This is a genomic window from Streptomyces sp. NPDC102451 (genome assembly GCF_044765485.1).
Taxonomy (GTDB): domain Bacteria; phylum Actinomycetota; class Actinomycetes; order Streptomycetales; family Streptomycetaceae; genus Streptomyces.
In genome coordinates this window covers 363,368-380,383 of the sequence record NZ_JBIWKD010000006.1, presented here as the reverse complement: position 1 = coordinate 380,383, position 17,016 = coordinate 363,368, and the positions used below count along the sequence as shown (strand labels likewise).

The 17,016-nt window shown below is 69.0% G+C and carries 17 protein-coding genes; 1 reads left to right on the top strand and 16 read right to left on the bottom strand.

Translation table 11 applies throughout. The features are described from left to right. Window positions 1-111 precede the first annotated feature (111 nt). Entirely contained in the window at window positions 112-1,992 is a 1,881-nt protein-coding gene (locus ACIRD8_RS17245; RefSeq protein ID WP_403991570.1) for a glycosyl hydrolase family 18 protein, read from the top strand. Window positions 1,993-2,088: 96 nt separating this feature from the next. Here the strand turns inward: ACIRD8_RS17245 and ACIRD8_RS17240 are convergent, their stop codons facing one another. The 16 genes from ACIRD8_RS17240 to prfA form a co-directional block, all read right to left on the bottom strand. Beyond that, on the bottom strand, window positions 2,089-2,535 hold the full coding sequence (locus ACIRD8_RS17240; RefSeq protein ID WP_403991567.1) for a DUF2550 domain-containing protein: 447 nt from the start codon (window positions 2,533-2,535) through the stop codon (window positions 2,089-2,091). A gap of 142 nt (window positions 2,536-2,677) precedes the next feature. Then, window positions 2,678-3,052, bottom strand: coding sequence for a F0F1 ATP synthase subunit epsilon (locus ACIRD8_RS17235; protein ID WP_382984617.1), 375 nt, complete (start codon window positions 3,050-3,052; stop codon window positions 2,678-2,680). A gap of 109 nt (window positions 3,053-3,161) precedes the next feature. Beyond that, on the bottom strand, window positions 3,162-4,604 hold the full coding sequence (gene atpD, locus ACIRD8_RS17230; protein ID WP_403991563.1) for a F0F1 ATP synthase subunit beta: 1,443 nt from the start codon (window positions 4,602-4,604) through the stop codon (window positions 3,162-3,164). Further along, complete coding sequence (locus tag ACIRD8_RS17225; RefSeq protein ID WP_403991560.1) at window positions 4,604-5,521, bottom strand: F0F1 ATP synthase subunit gamma; 918 nt, start codon at window positions 5,519-5,521, stop codon at window positions 4,604-4,606. The genes atpD and ACIRD8_RS17225 overlap by 1 nt, the downstream gene beginning before the upstream one ends. A 3-nt stretch (window positions 5,522-5,524) precedes the next feature. Then, window positions 5,525-7,096: a F0F1 ATP synthase subunit alpha gene (atpA, locus tag ACIRD8_RS17220; protein ID WP_099174457.1), complete on the bottom strand. Its 1,572-nt coding sequence runs from the start codon at window positions 7,094-7,096 to the stop codon at window positions 5,525-5,527. Between the two features lie 146 nt (window positions 7,097-7,242). Further along, the gene (locus tag ACIRD8_RS17215; RefSeq protein WP_319654118.1) at window positions 7,243-8,058 is read right to left on the bottom strand and encodes a F0F1 ATP synthase subunit delta; all 816 of its coding nucleotides are present in this window, start codon (window positions 8,056-8,058) and stop codon (window positions 7,243-7,245) included. Then, a complete protein-coding gene (locus ACIRD8_RS17210; protein WP_403991557.1) occupies window positions 8,055-8,600 on the bottom strand; it encodes a F0F1 ATP synthase subunit B in 546 nt (181 codons plus the stop codon). Before ACIRD8_RS17210 ends, ACIRD8_RS17215 begins: the two co-directional genes overlap by 4 nt. 39 nt (window positions 8,601-8,639) lie before the next feature. Continuing rightward, window positions 8,640-8,882 carry an ATP synthase F0 subunit C gene (atpE, locus tag ACIRD8_RS17205; protein ID WP_124274697.1) on the bottom strand — a complete coding sequence of 81 codons (243 nt, stop codon included), beginning with the start codon at window positions 8,880-8,882 and terminating at the stop codon, window positions 8,640-8,642. 74 nt (window positions 8,883-8,956) lie between these two features. After that, window positions 8,957-9,772, bottom strand: coding sequence for a F0F1 ATP synthase subunit A (gene atpB, locus ACIRD8_RS17200; RefSeq protein WP_124274696.1), 816 nt, complete (start codon window positions 9,770-9,772; stop codon window positions 8,957-8,959). A gap of 222 nt (window positions 9,773-9,994) precedes the next feature. Next, on the bottom strand, window positions 9,995-10,432 hold the full coding sequence (locus ACIRD8_RS17195) for a hypothetical protein (RefSeq protein WP_403991555.1): 438 nt from the start codon (window positions 10,430-10,432) through the stop codon (window positions 9,995-9,997). 263 nt (window positions 10,433-10,695) lie between these two features. Continuing rightward, a complete protein-coding gene (locus tag ACIRD8_RS17190; protein WP_403991553.1) occupies window positions 10,696-12,066 on the bottom strand; it encodes an MraY family glycosyltransferase in 1,371 nt (456 codons plus the stop codon). An 84-nt stretch (window positions 12,067-12,150) separates the two neighbouring features. Beyond that, window positions 12,151-13,446, bottom strand: a complete 1,296-nt coding sequence (glyA, locus tag ACIRD8_RS17185) for a serine hydroxymethyltransferase (RefSeq protein WP_403991552.1) — start codon at window positions 13,444-13,446, stop codon at window positions 12,151-12,153. 110 nt (window positions 13,447-13,556) lie between these two features. Then, window positions 13,557-14,198 carry a protein-tyrosine-phosphatase gene (locus ACIRD8_RS17180; RefSeq protein ID WP_104789118.1) on the bottom strand — a complete coding sequence of 214 codons (642 nt, stop codon included), beginning with the start codon at window positions 14,196-14,198 and terminating at the stop codon, window positions 13,557-13,559. Then, the gene (locus tag ACIRD8_RS17175; RefSeq protein WP_403991550.1) at window positions 14,195-14,842 is read right to left on the bottom strand and encodes an L-threonylcarbamoyladenylate synthase; all 648 of its coding nucleotides are present in this window, start codon (window positions 14,840-14,842) and stop codon (window positions 14,195-14,197) included. The genes ACIRD8_RS17180 and ACIRD8_RS17175 overlap by 4 nt, the downstream gene beginning before the upstream one ends. A gap of 67 nt (window positions 14,843-14,909) precedes the next feature. After that, on the bottom strand, window positions 14,910-15,755 hold the full coding sequence (gene prmC / locus ACIRD8_RS17170) for a peptide chain release factor N(5)-glutamine methyltransferase (RefSeq protein ID WP_398963957.1): 846 nt from the start codon (window positions 15,753-15,755) through the stop codon (window positions 14,910-14,912). 52 nt (window positions 15,756-15,807) lie between these two features. Beyond that, window positions 15,808-16,884 carry a peptide chain release factor 1 gene (prfA, locus tag ACIRD8_RS17165; protein ID WP_403991547.1) on the bottom strand — a complete coding sequence of 359 codons (1,077 nt, stop codon included), beginning with the start codon at window positions 16,882-16,884 and terminating at the stop codon, window positions 15,808-15,810. Window positions 16,885-17,016 lie beyond the last annotated feature (132 nt).

The following is a 17,016-nucleotide window of genomic DNA, read 5'->3' as shown; positions in this document are numbered from 1 at the left end:
TCCTAATCTCACCGGACACACTGCGGTGAGTACGCCATGACAAAGCGAGCTCAGGGCGACGCAGGGTTTGACGGACCATCCCGATTGCCGGACCTCACCCGAGGAGCACCGTTGAGCACTGACACCCCCGTACGCCTCTCCCGGTTCAGACGGAGACCCACAGCCGGCACAGCCATCAGGTCCAGGACGGTCGCGGGTCTCACCGCGCTGCTGCTCCCCCTCGCCGCGATGGTGGGCCTGGCATCCCCCGCCGAGGCAGCCACCTCCGCCACCGCCACCTACGTCAAGAAGTCCGACTGGGGCACCGGCTTCGAGGGCCAGTGGACGGTCAAGAACACCGGCACGACCGCCCTGTCCTCCTGGACGATCGAGTGGGACTTCCCCTCCGGCACCGCGGTCGGCTCCGCCTGGGACGCCACCGTCACCAGCTCCGGAACCCACTGGACCGCCAAGAACCTCAGCTGGAACGGTACGGTCGCCCCCGGAGCCAGCATCAGCTTCGGCTTCAACGGCACCGGCTCCGGCTCCCCCGCCGGGTGCAAGCTGAACGGCGCCTCCTGTGACGGCGGCAGCGTCCCCGGCGACAACCCGCCGTCCAAGCCCGGCACCCCCACCGCGAGCAACGTCACCGACACCTCGGCGAAGCTCAGCTGGAGCGCCGCGACCGACGACAAGGGCATCAAGAACTACGACGTCCTGCGCGACGGCGCCAAGGTCGCCACGGTGACCACGACGACGTACACGGACGCCGGCCTCACCAAGGGCACCGACTACTCCTACACGGTGCAGGCCCGTGACACCGCCGACCAGACCGGTCCGGTCAGCGCCTCGGTCGCCGTCCGCACCACCGGCACCACCGACCCGGGCCCCGGCCCCGGCGACAAGGTCAACCTCGGCTACTTCACCGAGTGGGGCGTCTACGGGCGCAACTACCACGTGAAGAACCTCGTGACCTCCGGCTCCGCCGCGAAGATCACGCACATCAACTACGCGTTCGGCAACGTCCAGGGCGGCAAGTGCACCATCGGTGACGCCTACGCCGACTACGACAAGGCCTACACCGCCGACCAGTCGGTCGACGGCGTCGCCGACACCTGGGACCAGCCGCTGCGCGGCAACTTCAACCAGCTGCGCAAGCTCAAGGCGAAGTACCCGAACATCAAGGTCATCTGGTCCTTCGGCGGCTGGACCTGGTCCGGTGGCTTCGGTGCCGCGGCGCAGAACCCGGCCGCGTTCGCCCAGTCCTGCTACGACCTGGTGGAGGACCCCCGCTGGGCCGATGTCTTCGACGGCATCGACATCGACTGGGAGTACCCCAACGCCTGCGGTCTCACCTGTGACACCAGCGGACCGGCCGCGCTGAAGAACCTCTCCTCGGCGCTGCGCACCAAGTTCGGCTCGAACAACCTGGTCACCGCCGCGATCACCGCGGACGGCTCGTCGGGAGGCAAGATCGACGCGGCCGACTACGCGGGCGCCGCGGCGTACTTCGACTGGTACAACGTCATGACGTACGACTTCTTCGGCGCCTGGGAGGCCAAGGGTCCGACGGCTCCGCACTCCCCGCTGACCTCGTACAGCGGCATCCCGCAGGACGGCTTCAACTCCGCCGCCGCCATCGCCAAGCTGAAGGCCAAGGGCGTCCCGGCGAAGAAGCTGCTGCTCGGCATCGGCTTCTACGGCCGCGGCTGGACCGGCGTCACCCAGGCGGCACCCGGCGGTACGGCGACCGGGGCGGCCCCGGGCACGTACGAGGCGGGCATCGAGGACTACAAGGTCCTCAAGAACAGCTGCCCGGCCACCGGAACGATCGCCGGTACGGCGTACGCCCACTGCGGCACCAACTGGTGGAGCTACGACACCCCGGCGACGATCACGTCCAAGATGGCCTGGGCGAACAGCCAGGGTCTGGGCGGGGCGTTCTTCTGGGAGTTCAGCGGTGACACCGCGAACGGTGAGCTCGTGAGCGCGATGGACAGCGGCCTCAACTAACCCCCACTCGTAGCTGTACGAGGAAGCCGCACCCCGAAAAGCGCCGGGGAGACAGGTCCGCCCCCTGTCTCCCCGGTTTTCGCATGCCTGGATCCCTCAGGCCACGTTCACCCTCTGGCCAGGAGGCGCCGCCTCCAGCCAGGCGAGGAAGCCGGTCAGGGCGTCCTCGCTCATCGCCAGCTCCAGGCGCGTCCCCCGGTGGAGACAGCCGAGCACGACGGAGTCGGACAGGAGCGCGAGCTCCTCCTCGCCGTCGGGCAGCCGGCGCGCGACGACCTCGATGGCGGAGCGCTCAAGACCGCGGCGCGGACGCGGCGAGTAGGAGAAGACCCGGAACCAGTCGACGCGGTCACCGCTGTACCGCGCGACCCCGTACACCCAGCCCTTGCCGGACGGATCCGGCTCCTCGGACACGTCCCAGCGCAGGCTGCAGTCGAAGGTCCCGCCGGAACGCTGGATCAGCCGCCTGCGGAGGCCGAAGACGAACAGACCCACCGCGACCAGTACGACGACCAGACCGCCAACCCACAGAGCGAGGACCATCTCCACCGACCTCCTCGCATCGTCGAGTAACGGATACCGAACCGAGCCGAACCGAACTGCACCTGCATCGCCTCAGCCGCGACACGGTCTGGATGTCTCCAGCTCGGGCCGCGGCTGAGTAAAAAACTGCCTGTGGGGACGCTCAGTGCGCCGCCACCGCACGCAGTCGCACGTCGGCGCGCCGCTCGGCGGCACCGTCCGTGTCCGACTTCGCGCGCTCCAGCGCACGCTCGGCGCGCTGGACGTCGATCTCGTCCGCAAGCTCAGCGATCTCCGCCAGCAGCGAGAGCTTGTTGTCCGCGAACGAGATGAAACCGCCGTGCACAGCGGCGACCACGGTCGCGCCGTCACTCGTACGGATCGTCACAGGGCCCGATTCCAGCACACCCAGGAGCGGCTGGTGACCGGGCATGACGCCGATGTCGCCGGACGTGGTACGTGCGACAACGAGGGTGGCCTCGCCGGACCAGACACTGCGGTCCGCGGCGACCAGCTCGACATGCAGCTCAGCAGCCAAGGGTGGCTCCTCGGGTCACCACCCGGCGGTCGTGCCGGGTGTCGGTTCAATTCTACGGGGCGTGGTGAGGGGGGCGGGACACACCCACCCCCCTCGGTGAGCCGGAGGCTCAGGAGACGCCGAGCTCCTTGGCGTTGGCCTTGAGGTCCTCGATGCCACCGCACATGAAGAACGCCTGCTCGGGGAAGTGGTCGTACTCCCCGTCGCAGATCGCGTTGAACGCGGCGATCGACTCGTCGAGCGGAACGTCCGAACCGTCCAGGCCGGTGAACTGCTTGGCGGCGTGGGTGTTCTGCGACAGGAAGCGCTCGACGCGACGGGCACGGTGGACAACGAGCTTGTCCTCCTCGCCCAGCTCGTCGATACCGAGGATCGCGATGATGTCCTGGAGGTCCTTGTACTTCTGCAGGATCCCCTTGACACGGCTGGCCGTGTCGTAGTGGTCCTGCGCGATGTAGCGCGGGTCCAGGATGCGGGACGTGGAGTCCAGCGGGTCCACGGCCGGGTAGATGCCCTTCTCGGAGATCGGACGGGAGAGAACCGTCGTCGCGTCGAGGTGGGCGAACGTGGTGGCCGGGGCCGGGTCGGTCAGGTCGTCCGCGGGGACGTAGATCGCCTGCATCGAGGTGATCGAGTGACCACGCGTCGAGGTGATGCGCTCCTGGAGCACACCCATCTCGTCGGCCAGGGTCGGCTGGTAACCCACCGCGGACGGCATGCGGCCGAGCAGCGTGGAGACCTCGGAACCGGCCTGCGTGAAGCGGAAGATGTTGTCGATGAAGAGCAGCACGTCCTGCTTCTGCACATCGCGGAAGTACTCCGCCATGGTCAGGGCGGACAGCGCGACCCGCAGACGGGTGCCCGGCGGCTCGTCCATCTGGCCGAAGACCAGCGCGGTCTTCTCCAGGACGCCCGAGTCGGTCATCTCGTCGATGAGGTCGTTGCCCTCACGGGTGCGCTCGCCGACACCGGCGAACACCGACACACCGTCGTGCAGCTTCGCCACACGCATGATCATTTCCTGGATGAGGACCGTCTTGCCGACGCCCGCACCACCGAACAGACCGATCTTGCCGCCCTTGACGTACGGGGTCAGCAGGTCGACGACCTTCAGGCCGGTCTCGAACATCTCGGTCTTCGACTCGAGCTGGTCGAAGGCCGGGGCCTTGCGGTGGATCGGCCAGCGCTCGGTGATCTGCGCCTCGGCCTCCGGCTCGTTCAGGATCTGACCGAGGGTGTTGAACACCTTGCCCTTGGTGACGTCACCGACCGGGACGGTGATGCCCGTGCCCGTGTCGGTCACCGGGGCCTGGCGGACCAGACCGTCGGTGGGCTGCATCGAGATCGCGCGGACCACGCCGTCGCCCAGGTGCTGGGCGACCTCGAGGGTCAGCGTCTTACGAGCGCCGGCCTCGGCCGGGTCGTCGACCTCGACGTGCAGGGCGTTGTAGATCTCCGGCATCGCGTCGACGGGGAACTCCACGTCGACGACCGGGCCGATGACCCGGGCGACGCGGCCCGTGGCAGCGGCCGTCTCAACTGTCGTCGTCATTACTTGTCACTCCCCGCGGACGCGTCGGCCAGCGCACCTGCACCGCCGACGATCTCGCTGATTTCCTGGGTGATTTCGGCCTGTCGGGCCGCGTTGGCAAGCCGGGAGAGGCTCTTGATGAGATCCCCGGCGTTGTCGGTCGCCGACTTCATCGCACGGCGGCGGGCAGCGTGCTCGGAAGCGGCGGCCTGCAGCAGTGCGTTGTAGATACGGCTCTCGACGTAGCGCGGCAGAAGGGCGTCGAGGACGTCCTCAGCCGACGGCTCGAAGTCGAACAGCGGAAGGATCTCACCCTTCTCGGTGCTCGCCTCCTCGACCTTGTCGAGCGACAGCGGCAGCATCCGGCCGTCGACCGCGTTCTGCGTCATCATCGACACGAATTCCGTGAAGACGATGTGCAGCTCGTCGACGCCGCCCTCGGCCGTGTCCTTCTGGATGGACGCGATCAGGGGCTCGGCGATCTTCTTGGCATCCGAGTACTCGGGGCTGTCGGTGAAGCCGGTCCACGACTCCGAGACCTTGCGCTCACGGAAGCCGTAGTACGCGACACCCTTGCGGCCGACGATGTACGTGTCGACCTCCTTGCCCTCGGCTGCCAGCCGCTCCCTCAGCTTCTCCGCGGCCTTGATGGCGTTGGAGGAGTAGCCGCCGGCCAGACCGCGGTCGCTCGTGAGGAGCAGGACCGCCGCCCGGGCCGGGGACTCGGCCTCGGTGGTGAGCGGATGGTTGGTGTTCGAGCCGGTCGCGACCGCGGTCACCGCACGGGTGAGCTCGGTTGCGTACGGCATCGACGCCGCCACCTTGCGCTGCGCCTTGACGATGCGCGAGGCGGCGATCATCTCCATCGCCTTGGTGATCTTCTTGGTCGCGGTGACGGCTTGGATGCGGCGCTTGTAAACGCGAAGCTGAGCGCCCATCGATCAGCCCTCGCCCAGGAGCTTGCCGTCCGAGGTCTCGAACTGCTGCTTGAAGGCGGCGATCGCGTCGGCGATCGACTGCAGCGTGTCGTCGGACATCTTGCCGCCCTCGGCGATGCTGGTCAGGAGGTCCTTGCGCTCGCGGCGCAGGAACTCCAGCAGCTCGCTCTCGAAGCGGCGGATGTCCTCGACCGGGACGTCGTCCATCTTGCCCGTGGTGCCGGCCCAGACGGAGACGACCTGCTCCTCCATCGGGAACGGGGCGTACTGCGGCTGCTTCAGCAGCTCGACCATGCGCTTACCGCGCTCCAGCGACGCCTTGGAGGCCGCGTCCAGGTCGGAACCGAAGGCGGCGAACGCCTCCAGCTCGCGGTACTGGGCGAGGTCCACGCGCAGTCGGCCGGAGACCTGCTTCATGGCCTTGTGCTGGGCGGAGCCACCGACTCGGGAGACCGAGATACCGACGTTGAGCGCCGGACGCTGACCCGCGTTGAACAGGTCGGACTCCAGGAAGCACTGGCCGTCGGTGATGGAGATGACGTTGGTCGGGATGAACGCCGACACGTCGTTCGCCTTGGTCTCGACGATCGGGAGGCCCGTCATCGAACCGGCGCCCATGTCGTCGGAGAGCTTGGCGCAGCGCTCCAGCAGACGCGAGTGCAGGTAGAAGACGTCGCCCGGGTAGGCCTCACGGCCCGGCGGACGGCGCAGCAGAAGCGACACGGCGCGGTAGGCGTCGGCCTGCTTCGACAGGTCGTCGAAGATGATGAGGACGTGCTTGCCGTCGTACATCCAGTGCTGGCCGATGGCCGAACCGGTGTACGGCGCCAGGTACTTGAAGCCGGCCGGGTCGGACGCCGGGGCGGCGACGATGGTCGTGTACTCGAGCGCGCCGGCCTCTTCGAGGGCACCGCGCACGGAGGCGATGGTGGAGCCCTTCTGACCGATGGCGACGTAGATGCAGCGCACCTGCTTGTTCACGTCGCCCGAGCGCCAGTTGTCGCGCTGGTTGATGATCGTGTCGACGGCCAGAGCGGTCTTACCCGTCTGACGGTCGCCGATGATCAGCTGACGCTGGCCGCGGCCGATCGGCACCATGGCGTCGACGGCCTTGTAGCCGGTCTGCATCGGCTCGTGCACCGACTTGCGGACCATGACGCCAGGGGCCTGCAGCTCGAGGGCGCGACGGCCTTCGGTCGCGATCTCGCCGAGACCGTCGATCGGGTTGCCGAGCGGGTCGACGACGCGGCCGAGGTAGCCCTCGCCGACGCCGACGGAGAGCACCTCACCGGTGCGCTGCACCGGCTGGCCCTCCTCGATTCCGCTGAACTCGCCGAGGACGATCGCACCGATCTCGCGCTCCTCGAGGTTGAGGGCGAGACCGAGGGTGCCGTCCTCGAACTTCAGCAGCTCGTTCGCCATGGCGGAGGGCAGGCCCTCCACCTTCGCGATGCCGTCGCCGGCAACGCTGACCGTCCCGACCTCCTCGCGCGAGGCCGCGTCCGGCTGGTACGACTGGACAAAGTTATCCAGTGCGTCCCGGATCTCCTCCGGCCGGATCGTAAGCTCCGCCATCTGGGGTTCCCTGCTCTCCTTGTTGGGCCCGAAGTTTCTCAAAGGGGTCTGGGGGCGACCCCCAGGAATCTTCTGCAATTTCTGCACGGCCCAACCGGGCCGCAATTCTTGCTCGTTCAGTTGGTGCGGGTGGGCGCTGCGCGCTGTCAGCCGGCCATCCTGCGGGTGACCTCGTCGAGGCGCTCCGCGATCGTGCCGTTGATGACCTCGTCACCGACGCGCACCGCGATCCCACCGAGGACCTCGGGGTCCACGTCCAGGTTCAGGTGCATCTGCCGGCCGTAGATCTTCGCCAGGGCGGCGCCGAGGCGCTGCTTCTGGCGATCGGACAGCGGCACCGCCGAGGTGACGACGGCGACCATGCGGTCCCGGCGCTCCGCGGCGAGCCTGGACAGGGAGTCGAGTCCCGCTTCCAGGCTACGTCCTCGGGGCTGCGTCACGAGGCGCGTGATCACGCGCTCGGTGACGGGCTGGGCCTTGCCGCCGAGCAGGCTGCGGAGCAGCGCGCTCTTGGCGGAGGCCGTGGCCTTCCGGTCGGTCAGGGCGGAGCGCAGCGCGACGTCGGAGCCGACGATCCGGCCGAACCGGAAGAGCTCGTCCTCGACGTCGTCGAGCGCACCGGCGCGCTGGGCCGCGGTGAGATCCGCGGTGTTCGCCAGTTCCTCGACCGAGTCCACCAGGTCACGGGACTGCGACCAGCGGGACCGGACCATGCCGGAGACCAGGTCCACGGCTTCGCCGCCGACCTGACCGCGCAGCAGCCGTCCGGCCAGCTCGGCCTTGGCCTCGCCGCCCTGCGACGGGTCGGTGAGGACCCGGCGCAGCGATACCTCGCGGTGGAGCAGCGCGGTGACGGCTGCCAGCTCCTCGGCGAGCTTCGCCGCGTCGACCGACGTGGAGTCGGTCAGTGCGTCGAGACGCTCGCGTGCGGCGGCCAGCGCCTCGCGGCTCGCGCTGTTCATCGGACAGCCTCGGCCTTCGCCTCGAGCTCGTCGAGGAACCGGTCGACGGTGCCGCTCTGCCGGGCGTGGTCCTCGAGGGACTCGCCGACGAGCTTGCCGGCCAGGGCGGTGGCGAGGGTGCCCACGTCCTGGCGCAGCGCGGACGCCGCTGCCTTGCGGTCGGCCTCGATCTGGGCGTGGCCGGCCGCGATGATCTCCTCGCGCTGCCGCTGACCTTCCGCCCTCATCTCCTGGATGATGACGGCACCCTGCTCCTGCGCCTCCTGGCGCAGGCGGGCGGCCTCGTGGCGGGCCTCGGCGAGCTGAGCCTTGTACTGCTCAAGCACGCTCTGGGCCTCGGTCTGGGCCGCGTCGGCCTTCTCGATTCCGCCTTCGATGGCCTCGCGGCGCTCGTCCAGAACCTTCTCGATGTTCGGGAGGAGCTTCTTGGCGAGGAAGCCGAAGACGATGGCGAAAGCGATCAGGCCGATGACGATCTCGGGGATCGCCGGAAGCAGAGGGTTCTGGATCTCTTCCTCTGCAGCCAGCTGTAGGGCGATCACATCAATGCCTTTCGTCGAATCGGGCTGGGAATGCCGCGACTAGAACGGGTAAACGAAGGGCATGACGAGACCGATCAGGGCCAGCGCCTCACAGAGCACGAAGCCGAGGATCTGGTTCGACCGGATCAGGCCGGCAGCCTCGGGCTGACGGGCCAGCGCCTGCGTACCGTTACCGAAGATGATGCCGACGCCGACGCCGGGGCCGATCGCGGCCAGGCCGTAGCCGATCGAACCGAGGTTGCCCGAGATGTTGACTTCGGCGAGGGTCTGGAGAGCGGACATGCCGTTTCTTCCTTCTCTTTCAGAACCGGTGGGGGTTGGCCACCGGACGACTATCGGGGGTGGAGCTGGGCTGGTCAGTGGTGCTCGGCGAGAGCGCCCTGAACGTAGTTGCAGGCCAGAAGGACGAACACGTAGGCCTGCAGCGCCTGGATGAACAGTTCGAAGGCGGTCATCAGGATGACCATCACGAAGGAGACACCGGCGTAGGCGATGCCGATGCCGTTCAGCAGGTACCAGCTGGCGATCGTGAAGATCAGCAGCAGCACGTGACCGGCGAACATGTTGGCGAAGAGTCGCACGGCGTGGGTGAACGGCCGGATCAGCAGGTTCGACATGATCTCGATGACCATGACGAACGGGAGGGCCGGGCCGATCGACGGGTCGTAGCCGGAGATGTTCTTCCAGCCGCCGACGAAGCCGTGCCGCTTGAAGGTCAGGCTGACCCACAGGATGTAGACGATCGCAGCCAGCGCCACCGGGAATCCGATGACCGAGACCACCGGGAACTGGGCGAACGGAATGATCGCCCAGAGGTTCATGATCCAGATGAAGAAGAACAGCGAGACCATGAGGGGCACGTACTTCTTGCCCTCACGCTTGCCGAGCGACTCGTACACCACACCGGTGCGGATGAAGTCGTAACCCGCCTCGGCGACCATCTGGAGCTTTCCGGGCACCAGCTTCGGCTTGTTGAAAGCGGCCCAGAAGAAGCCGACGACGACAACGGTGCTCAGGACCGCCAGCAGCATCGGCTTGTTGATCTCGATGCCGCCGACCGTGAACATCGGCTCGAAAACAAAGGAGTGCAGGCCAGGAGCCGGGAAGCCGCATCCGTCGAAGATGTGGCAGTCGGTCTCGAAGGCGAGCACCGTCGTCGGGTCAGCACTCACCGCGGGCTCCTTCAGCGTGGCGCATAGGTACGGCAACCTCGTTGTGTCGGCGCGGCAAGCAGCCGCTGGTCGGCACTGGACTGGTGTTACGGATGGGGGGCGGCTCAGGCATTACGCCTCGCGATGAAGCAGGCGCCGTTCTCGATGCCCGCGCCCGCAGTGCCGCAGTTGGCACCGGACGATAGCAGGGTCTCGAACGTGCGCTTATCCCGGCCCTACCCCTCACGTCGACGACCCCATGTTCTCGGGCTTCTTGCCCGCGGACGAGTCCGGTTCGACGTAGAGGATCTTGGTCTTCATGTGCACGCGGATCTGCGCCGCGACCCAGACGAGCGTCGCGACCATCACCGCGGCCGCGAAGGCGCGCGGGTTGAACAGCGTCGTGTTCTTGAAAGCGGCCACGAAGACGAAGAGCAGCAGCAGTTCGGTCGTGTAGAGCAGGAGCCCCATCGACTGGAACAGGTGCGGCAGGGACTTCGCGGTGCGCTGCAGAACGCCGAGTCCGATCCCCATGAAGAGGATCACCACCAGCGTCCCGACCGCTGCGCCGATCGCTCCCTGGCCGCCGGCGACCGCAGCGCTGACGGCAACGGCGATGACGCCGGCGGCAGCGGTGGGCACGGCGGTGTGAAGGAGAGTCCGGACGTCGTTGGACGGCATGGCGGTTACTCCGCATTGCAGGGGATGGTCAGTGGTCGTCAGGGACGAGCGTAGGCCCGGTCCGAGTCGATGCTTCGGGCCAAAGGACCGTGCTACTCAGGTCCTTCGGCCTCCTCACCGGGCTTCGTGAACGGTATCACAAACTATTTGATGAGGTCTTTACTCAGAAAGTGTGCCAGCTGTCACACATGAGGGTTAACCCGCGCGTGTGTGCAGAACATCACGCCGCATTGTCTGATAAAGGGGCTTCTGCGTCGGTGGTGCTAACGCGATGAGTCGGCCCGGTCCCGGTCCGTGAAGCGCGAACGGGGGCCGATCGCGGTCGCTCCGTTGACGCCGGAGACACCCACGGACACCGGGGCCGGACCCGGCCCGGGTGAGGCCATCTGCGCGCTCTCCGAGCCGTGTTGGCCCTCGGGTGCGTCACCGGCTCCCTCGCCGTGCTCCTCCCGCCCGCGGCGCCGGTAGCGCGGCGGCACGAAGGCCTCCGCCCAGTGCGGGGCGCGTGGCGTGAAGCGCGGCATGAGCAGCAGGATCAGGCCCACGGCGCTGAGTCCCACGATCACGAACACGATCCACGTCGACGCGGAGTGCACCGAGTAGCCGACGGCTCCGAACGCGATCAGCGCCGACCAGAAGTACATGATCAGGACGGACCTGCTGTGCGAGTGCCCGATCTCCAGCAACCGGTGGTGCAGGTGCCCGCGGTCGGCCGCGAACGGCGACTGGCCGTTCCAGGTGCGCCGCACGATCGCGAGCACCAGGTCGGCCGCCGGGAGCGCGATGATCGTGAGCGGCAGGAGCAGCGGGATGAAGACCGGCAGCATCGCGTGGGTGGCCTCGCGCTCGCCGCCCTCGAAGAGCTTCATCGTGTCCGGGTCGACCTGGCCGGTGACGGAGATCGCGCCGGCGGCCAGCACCAGACCGATCAGCATCGACCCGGAGTCGCCCATGAAGATCCGGGCGGGGTGCATGTTGTGCGGCAGGAAGCCGAGGCACATGCCCATCAGGATCGCGGCGAAGAGCGTCGCGGGGGCAGCCGCCTCGATCATGTGCCCGAACCAGAGCCGGTACGTGTAGAGGAAGAACGCGGCTGAGGCGATGCACACCATGCCCGACGCCAGGCCGTCCAGGCCGTCGACGAAGTTGACGGCGTTGATGGTGATCACCACCAGCGCCACGGTCAGCAGCGTGCCCTGCCACTGGGTCAGGGCGACCGTGCCGACTCCGGGAATGGGCAGCCACAGGATCGTCAGACCCTGGATGACCATGACCGCCGCGGCGATCATCTGGCCACCCAGTTTGATCAGGGCATCGAGCTCGAACTTGTCGTCCAGGACGCCGATCAGCCAGATCAGGGCGGCACCGGAGAGCAGAGCCCGTGGTTCGTTGGAGAGCTCGAAGACTCCGGAGAGGTGCTCCAGGTGATCGGCGACGATCAGCCCCGCGCACAGTCCGCCGAACATGGCGATGCCACCGAGCCGAGGTGTCGGTTCCCGGTGTACGTCACGCGCGCGGATCGCGGGCATCGCCCCGACCGCGATGGCGAACTTCCGCACCGGTCCGGTCAGCAGATAGGTAACTGCGGCCGTGACACAGAGCGTCAGCAGGTAATCACGCACGGGCTGCCCCACAGAATTCGCCGGCCATCTCAGCCCCACACCCTAGTCTCATGAGCGAGGACACCGAGCCACGGGTAATGGTTCCACGGCCCTCGCCTACCCCGGATACGGCGGATTGCGCTCGGCCAGTCCGCGCACCTCGGCCCGCAGCAGCCCCGGGCTGCTCTCCTCACGCACGGCCGCGCCGAACAGCTCGCCGATCCGCGCCATGTCGTCCTCGTCCATGCCCTGGGTGGTGACGGCCGCGGTGCCCAGCCGGATCCCGCGCGCCTCCCCGTACGGCAGGGCGCAGGTGTCCAGGACCATACCGGCGGCCATGAGCCGCTCCCGGGCGGTGCGGCCGTCGACGCCCAGCGGTGCGGGGTCCGCGACGACGATGTGGGTGTCCGTGCCGCCCGTGGTGACCTCGAAGCCCTCGGCCTCCAGGGCGGCCGCCAGGGCGCGGGCGTGCGCGACGACCCGGTGGGCGTAGACCGCGAAGCCCGGGGTCGCCGCCTCGCCGAACGCGACGGCCTTCGCCGCGACCGTGTGCATCTGGGCGCCACCCTGGGTGAACGGGAACACCGCGCGGTCGATCCGCTCGGCCAGCTCGACGCCGCACAGGATCATGCCGCCGCGCGGCCCGCGCAGCACCTTGTGCGTGGTCGCGCACACCACGTCCGCGTACGGGACCGGGCTGGGCGCCGCTCCCCCGGCGATCAGCCCCATGGGGTGGGCGGAGTCCGCGATCAGATAGGCGCCGGCCTCGTCGGCGATGTCCCGGAACTGCTCGTAGTCGGGGTGCCGGGGGTACGAGATCGAGCCGCAGACGATCGCTTTGGGGCGCCGGGCCCTGGCCAGGGCGCGTACCTGTGCGTAGTCGATGAGTCCGCTGTCGGGGTCGACGCCGTAACCGGCGAACTCGAACCAGCGTCCGGAGAAGTTGCCGGGGGCGCCGTGGGTGAGGTGTCCGCCGTACGGGAGTCCCATGGCCAGCACCGTGTCACCGGGGCGCAGGAGCGCGGCGTACGCGGCGAGGACGGCCGAGGAGCCGGAGTGGGGCTGGACGTTGGCGTGCTCGGCGCCGAACAGCGACATGGCCCGGCCGACCGCGAGACGTTCCGCGGCGTCGGCCTGCTCGCAGCCGCCGTGGTGGCGGGCCCCGGGGTAGCCCTCGGCGTACTTGTTGGCGAGGGGCGAGCCGAGGGCGGCGAGTACCGCGGGCGAGGTGAAGTTCTCGGCTGCGACGAGCTGGAGGGTGCTCGACTGCCGCCCGGCCTCGGCCAGCAGGATGCCGCCGATCTCCGGGTCCTGGCGGAGCAGCGCGCCGAAGTCCTGCGGCATGGCGGTGTGGGCGTCCGGAAGGGACGGCGGTGGCGCGGCTGCGCGTGCGGCTGGAGTGGTGACCGGCATCTGACGGCTCCGGGCCTGGAGGAGGGGGGTGCGTGGCGTCAGATCCAATGTAGGCCCGCCCCGGGCCGCCTGCCCGCTGCCGTGCGCCCCTCTACGCCGGTCGGCGCAGCTCAGTGCGGGGCGCGTACCCCCGTCAGTGCCGTCATGACGGGATCGAGGGCCTGGCTGATCTCGTCGCCGATGGACCGGAAGAACGTGATCGGGGCGCCGTACGGGTCGTAGACCTCGTCCGCCTCCGCGGTGGGGGCCAGCAGCCAGCCGCGCAGCGCCGCGGCGGCGCGCACCAGTGCGCGGGCGCGCTCGACGACGCCCTCCTCGCGGGCGTCGGGCAGCGTCGCGGGGTCTATGGCCCGCACCAGCCGGGTGAACTCCTTGAGCGTGAAGGTCCGCAGGCCCGCCGAGTGGCCCATGGAGATCACCTGGGCGCGGTGGTCGCGGGTGGCGGTGAGCACCAGGTCGGCGCGGATCACGTGCTCGTCGAGGAGCTCGCGGCCCACGAAGCCGGTGGCGTCGGCGCCGAAGTCGGCGAGGACGACCTCGGCGTTGGCCTCCATGGGCGCGCCCTCGTGCCCCCAGGTGCCCGCGCTCTCCACGATGAGCCCGCCGCTGAGCGGATCTCCCAGGCGGTCCACCAGGGCATGGCGGGTCAGCCGCTCGGTGATGGGCGAGCGGCAGACGTTGCCGGTGCTGACGTGGAGGATGCGGAAAGTGTCGTGCCGCCCCGTTATGCCACGCCCCTCAGGGGCGGTCAATTGGCCACCTCGAGGTCGGGTACCACCTTGCGGAGGTCCTCCACCGAGAGCGCGCCCGCCCGCAGCAGGACCGGGATCCTGCCGGTGACGTCGACGATCGAGGACGGGACGATCCCGGGGGTGGGGCCGCCGTCGAGGTACACGGAGACGCTGTCGCCGAGCATCCCCTGGGCGGCGTCGCAGTCCTCCGGAGAGGGGTGTCCGGTGAGGTTGGCGCTGGAGACGGCCATCGGGCCGACCTCCGTGAGGAGCTCGATGGCGACCGGGTGCAGCGGCATCCGGACGGCCACGGTGCCGCGGGTGTCGCCGAGGTCCCACTGGAGGGACGGCTGGTGCTTGGCGACGAGCGTGAGGGCGCCGGGCCAGAACGCGTCGACGAGCTCCCAGGCCTGCTCGGAGAAGTCGGTGACCAGGCCGTGCAGGGTGTTCGGGGAGCCGATCAGGACAGGGGTCGGCATGTTGCGGCCGCGGCCCTTGGCGTCGAGCAGGTCGGCGACGCCCTCCGAGCTGAAGGCGTCCGCACCGATCCCGTACACGGTGTCGGTGGGCAGCACGACCAGTTCGCCGCGGCGGACGGCGGACGCGGCTTCACGCAGGCCGGTCGTACGGTCGGTCGCGTCGTTGCAGTCGTATCGCCGTGCCATCAGCCGGCCTCCTCGGACATGTACGGGTCTGTCGGGTGGGGTTCGTGCGGTGCCGGTGTCCCGGTGGTCACGGCATGGCCTTGCGGGCCGTCGCGAACCGGGGGCGCTTGTTGAGGTCGGGGTGGTCGGCCGCGTCGGCCCAGCCCCGCTCCTCGGTGAAGATCCACGGCACCTGGCCGCCCTGCGTGTCCGCGTGCTCGATGACGACGAGCCCGCCGGGGCGGAGCAGACGGTGCGCGGTGCGTTCTATGCCGCGGATGGTGTCGAGGCCGTCCTCGCCGGAGAAGAGCGCCATCTGCGGGTCGTGGTCGCGGGCCTCCGGCGCCACGTACTCCCACTCGGTGAGCGGGATGTAGGGCGGGTTGGAGATCACCAGGTCGACCTGGCCGTCGAGCTCGGGGAGGGCGCTCAGCGCGTCGCCGCGGTGCACGGTGACCCTGGACCCCTCGGCGTTCTTCCGGGTCCACCGCAGGGCGTCCTCGGACAGCTCCACGGCGTGCACACGGGAGCGCGGCACCTCCTGCGCCATGGCGAGCGCGATCGCGCCCGATCCGGTGCAGAGGTCGACGATCAGCGGTTCGACGACGTCCATCGCGCGGACCGCGTCTATCGCCCAGCCGACGACCGACTCGGTCTCCGGGCGCGGGACGAAGACGCCGGGCCCGACCTGGAGTTCCAGGTAGCGGAAGAAGGCGCGGCCGGTGATGTGCTGGAGCGGCTCGCGGGCCTCGCGGCGGGCGATCGTCTCCCAGTAGCGGGCGTCGAAGTCGGCGTCCGGCACGTGGTGCAGCTCGCCCCGCTTGACCCCGTGCACGAACGCGGCGAGTTCCTCGGCGTCGAATCGCGGTGAGGGGACACCGGCGTCGGCCAGCCGCTGGGTGGCCTGGGCCACCTCGGCGAGCAGCAGGTTCATCGCGGTTCTCCGTACGGGTTCACGAGCGGGGCGGGGCTGTGGGGCTCACTGCTTATGCGGCGGCGAGCTTGGCGGCGGAGTCGGCGTCGACGCAGGCCTGGATGACGGCGTCGAGCTCACCGTCGAGCACCTGGTCCAAGTTGTACGCCTTGAAGCCGACGCGGTGGTCCGAGATCCTGTTTTCCGGGAAGTTGTACGTCCGGATCTTCTCGGACCGGTCCACGGTACGCACCTGGCTGCGGCGTACGTCGGAGGCCTCCTGCTCGGCCGCTTCCTGGGCGGCGGCCAGCAGCCGGGAGCGCAGGATGCGCATGGCCTGCTCCTTGTTCTGGAGCTGGCTCTTCTCGTTCTGGCAGGAGGCGACGACGCCGGTCGGCAGGTGCGTGATGCGTACGGCGGAGTCCGTGGTGTTGACGGACTGGCCGCCGGGGCCCGAGGAGCGGTAGACGTCGATGCGGAGGTCGTTGGCGTGGATCTCGACGTCGACCTCCTCCGCCTCGGGCGTGACGAGCACACCGGCGGCCGAGGTGTGGATGCGGCCCTGCGACTCGGTGGAGGGCACGCGCTGCACGCGGTGCACACCGCCCTCGTACTTCATCCGCGCCCAGACGCCCTGGCCGGGCTCGGTGGCGCCGTTGCCGCCCTTGGTCTTCACCGCGACCTGGACGTCCTTGTAGCCGCCCAGCTCGGACTCGGTGGAGTCGATGATCTCGGTCTTCCAGCCCACGCGCTCGGCGTAGCGGAGGTACATGCGGAGCAGATCGCCGGCGAAGAGGGCCGACTCGTCGCCGCCCGCGCCCGCCTTGATCTCCAGGAGCACGTCCTTGTCGTCGCTGGGGTCGCGCGGGACCAGGAGGAGACGCAGCTTCTCGGTGATCTCCTCGCGCTGCTTCTCCAGGACCTTGACCTCGGCGGCGAAGTCCGGGTCGTCGGCGGCGAATTCGCGGGCGGTCTCGATGTCGTCGCCGGTCTGCTTCCAGGACCGGTAGGTGGAGACGATCGGGGTCAGCTCCGCGTAGCGCTTGTTGAGCTTGCGCGCGTTGGCCTGGTCGGCGTGGACCGACGGGTCGGCGAGCTTCTTCTCGAGATCGGCGTGCTCGCCGATCAGTTCCTCGACCGCCTCGAACATCTTCGGGCTCCTGGTTTCTGCGTACGTCTGCGGGCCTGGCTGGACGGTGTGCCGCCGGACCGCACCACGGAGGGGCGGCCGGCCGCACAGCCGGAAAAAACGCCGGTCCCGGCGCCCCGGTGAGGGCGTCGG

Excerpts from the sequence above, each read along its gene's own strand:
- ACIRD8_RS17175 (WP_403991550.1), bottom strand. The coding sequence starts at position 14,842 with ATGGCACGGCGATACGACTGCAACGACGCGACCGACCGTACGACCGGC.
- atpE (WP_124274697.1), bottom strand. The coding sequence starts at position 8,882 with ATGTCCGCTCTCCAGACCCTCGCCGAAGTCAACATCTCGGGCAACCTC.
- prmC (WP_398963957.1), bottom strand. The coding sequence starts at position 15,755 with ATGAACCTGCTGCTCGCCGAGGTGGCCCAGGCCACCCAGCGGCTGGCC.
- atpA (WP_099174457.1), bottom strand. The coding sequence starts at position 7,096 with ATGGCGGAGCTTACGATCCGGCCGGAGGAGATCCGGGACGCACTGGAT.
- atpD (WP_403991563.1), bottom strand. The coding sequence starts at position 4,604 with ATGACGACGACAGTTGAGACGGCCGCTGCCACGGGCCGCGTCGCCCGG.
- ACIRD8_RS17215 (WP_319654118.1), bottom strand. The coding sequence starts at position 8,058 with ATGAACAGCGCGAGCCGCGAGGCGCTGGCCGCCGCACGCGAGCGTCTC.
- ACIRD8_RS17225 (WP_403991560.1), bottom strand. The coding sequence starts at position 5,521 with ATGGGCGCTCAGCTTCGCGTTTACAAGCGCCGCATCCAAGCCGTCACC.
- ACIRD8_RS17195 (WP_403991555.1), bottom strand. The coding sequence starts at position 10,432 with ATGCCGTCCAACGACGTCCGGACTCTCCTTCACACCGCCGTGCCCACC.
- prfA (WP_403991547.1), bottom strand. The coding sequence starts at position 16,884 with ATGTTCGAGGCGGTCGAGGAACTGATCGGCGAGCACGCCGATCTCGAG.
- ACIRD8_RS17240 (WP_403991567.1), bottom strand. The coding sequence starts at position 2,535 with ATGGTCCTCGCTCTGTGGGTTGGCGGTCTGGTCGTCGTACTGGTCGCG.
- glyA (WP_403991552.1), bottom strand. The coding sequence starts at position 13,446 with ATGCCGGTCACCACTCCAGCCGCACGCGCAGCCGCGCCACCGCCGTCC.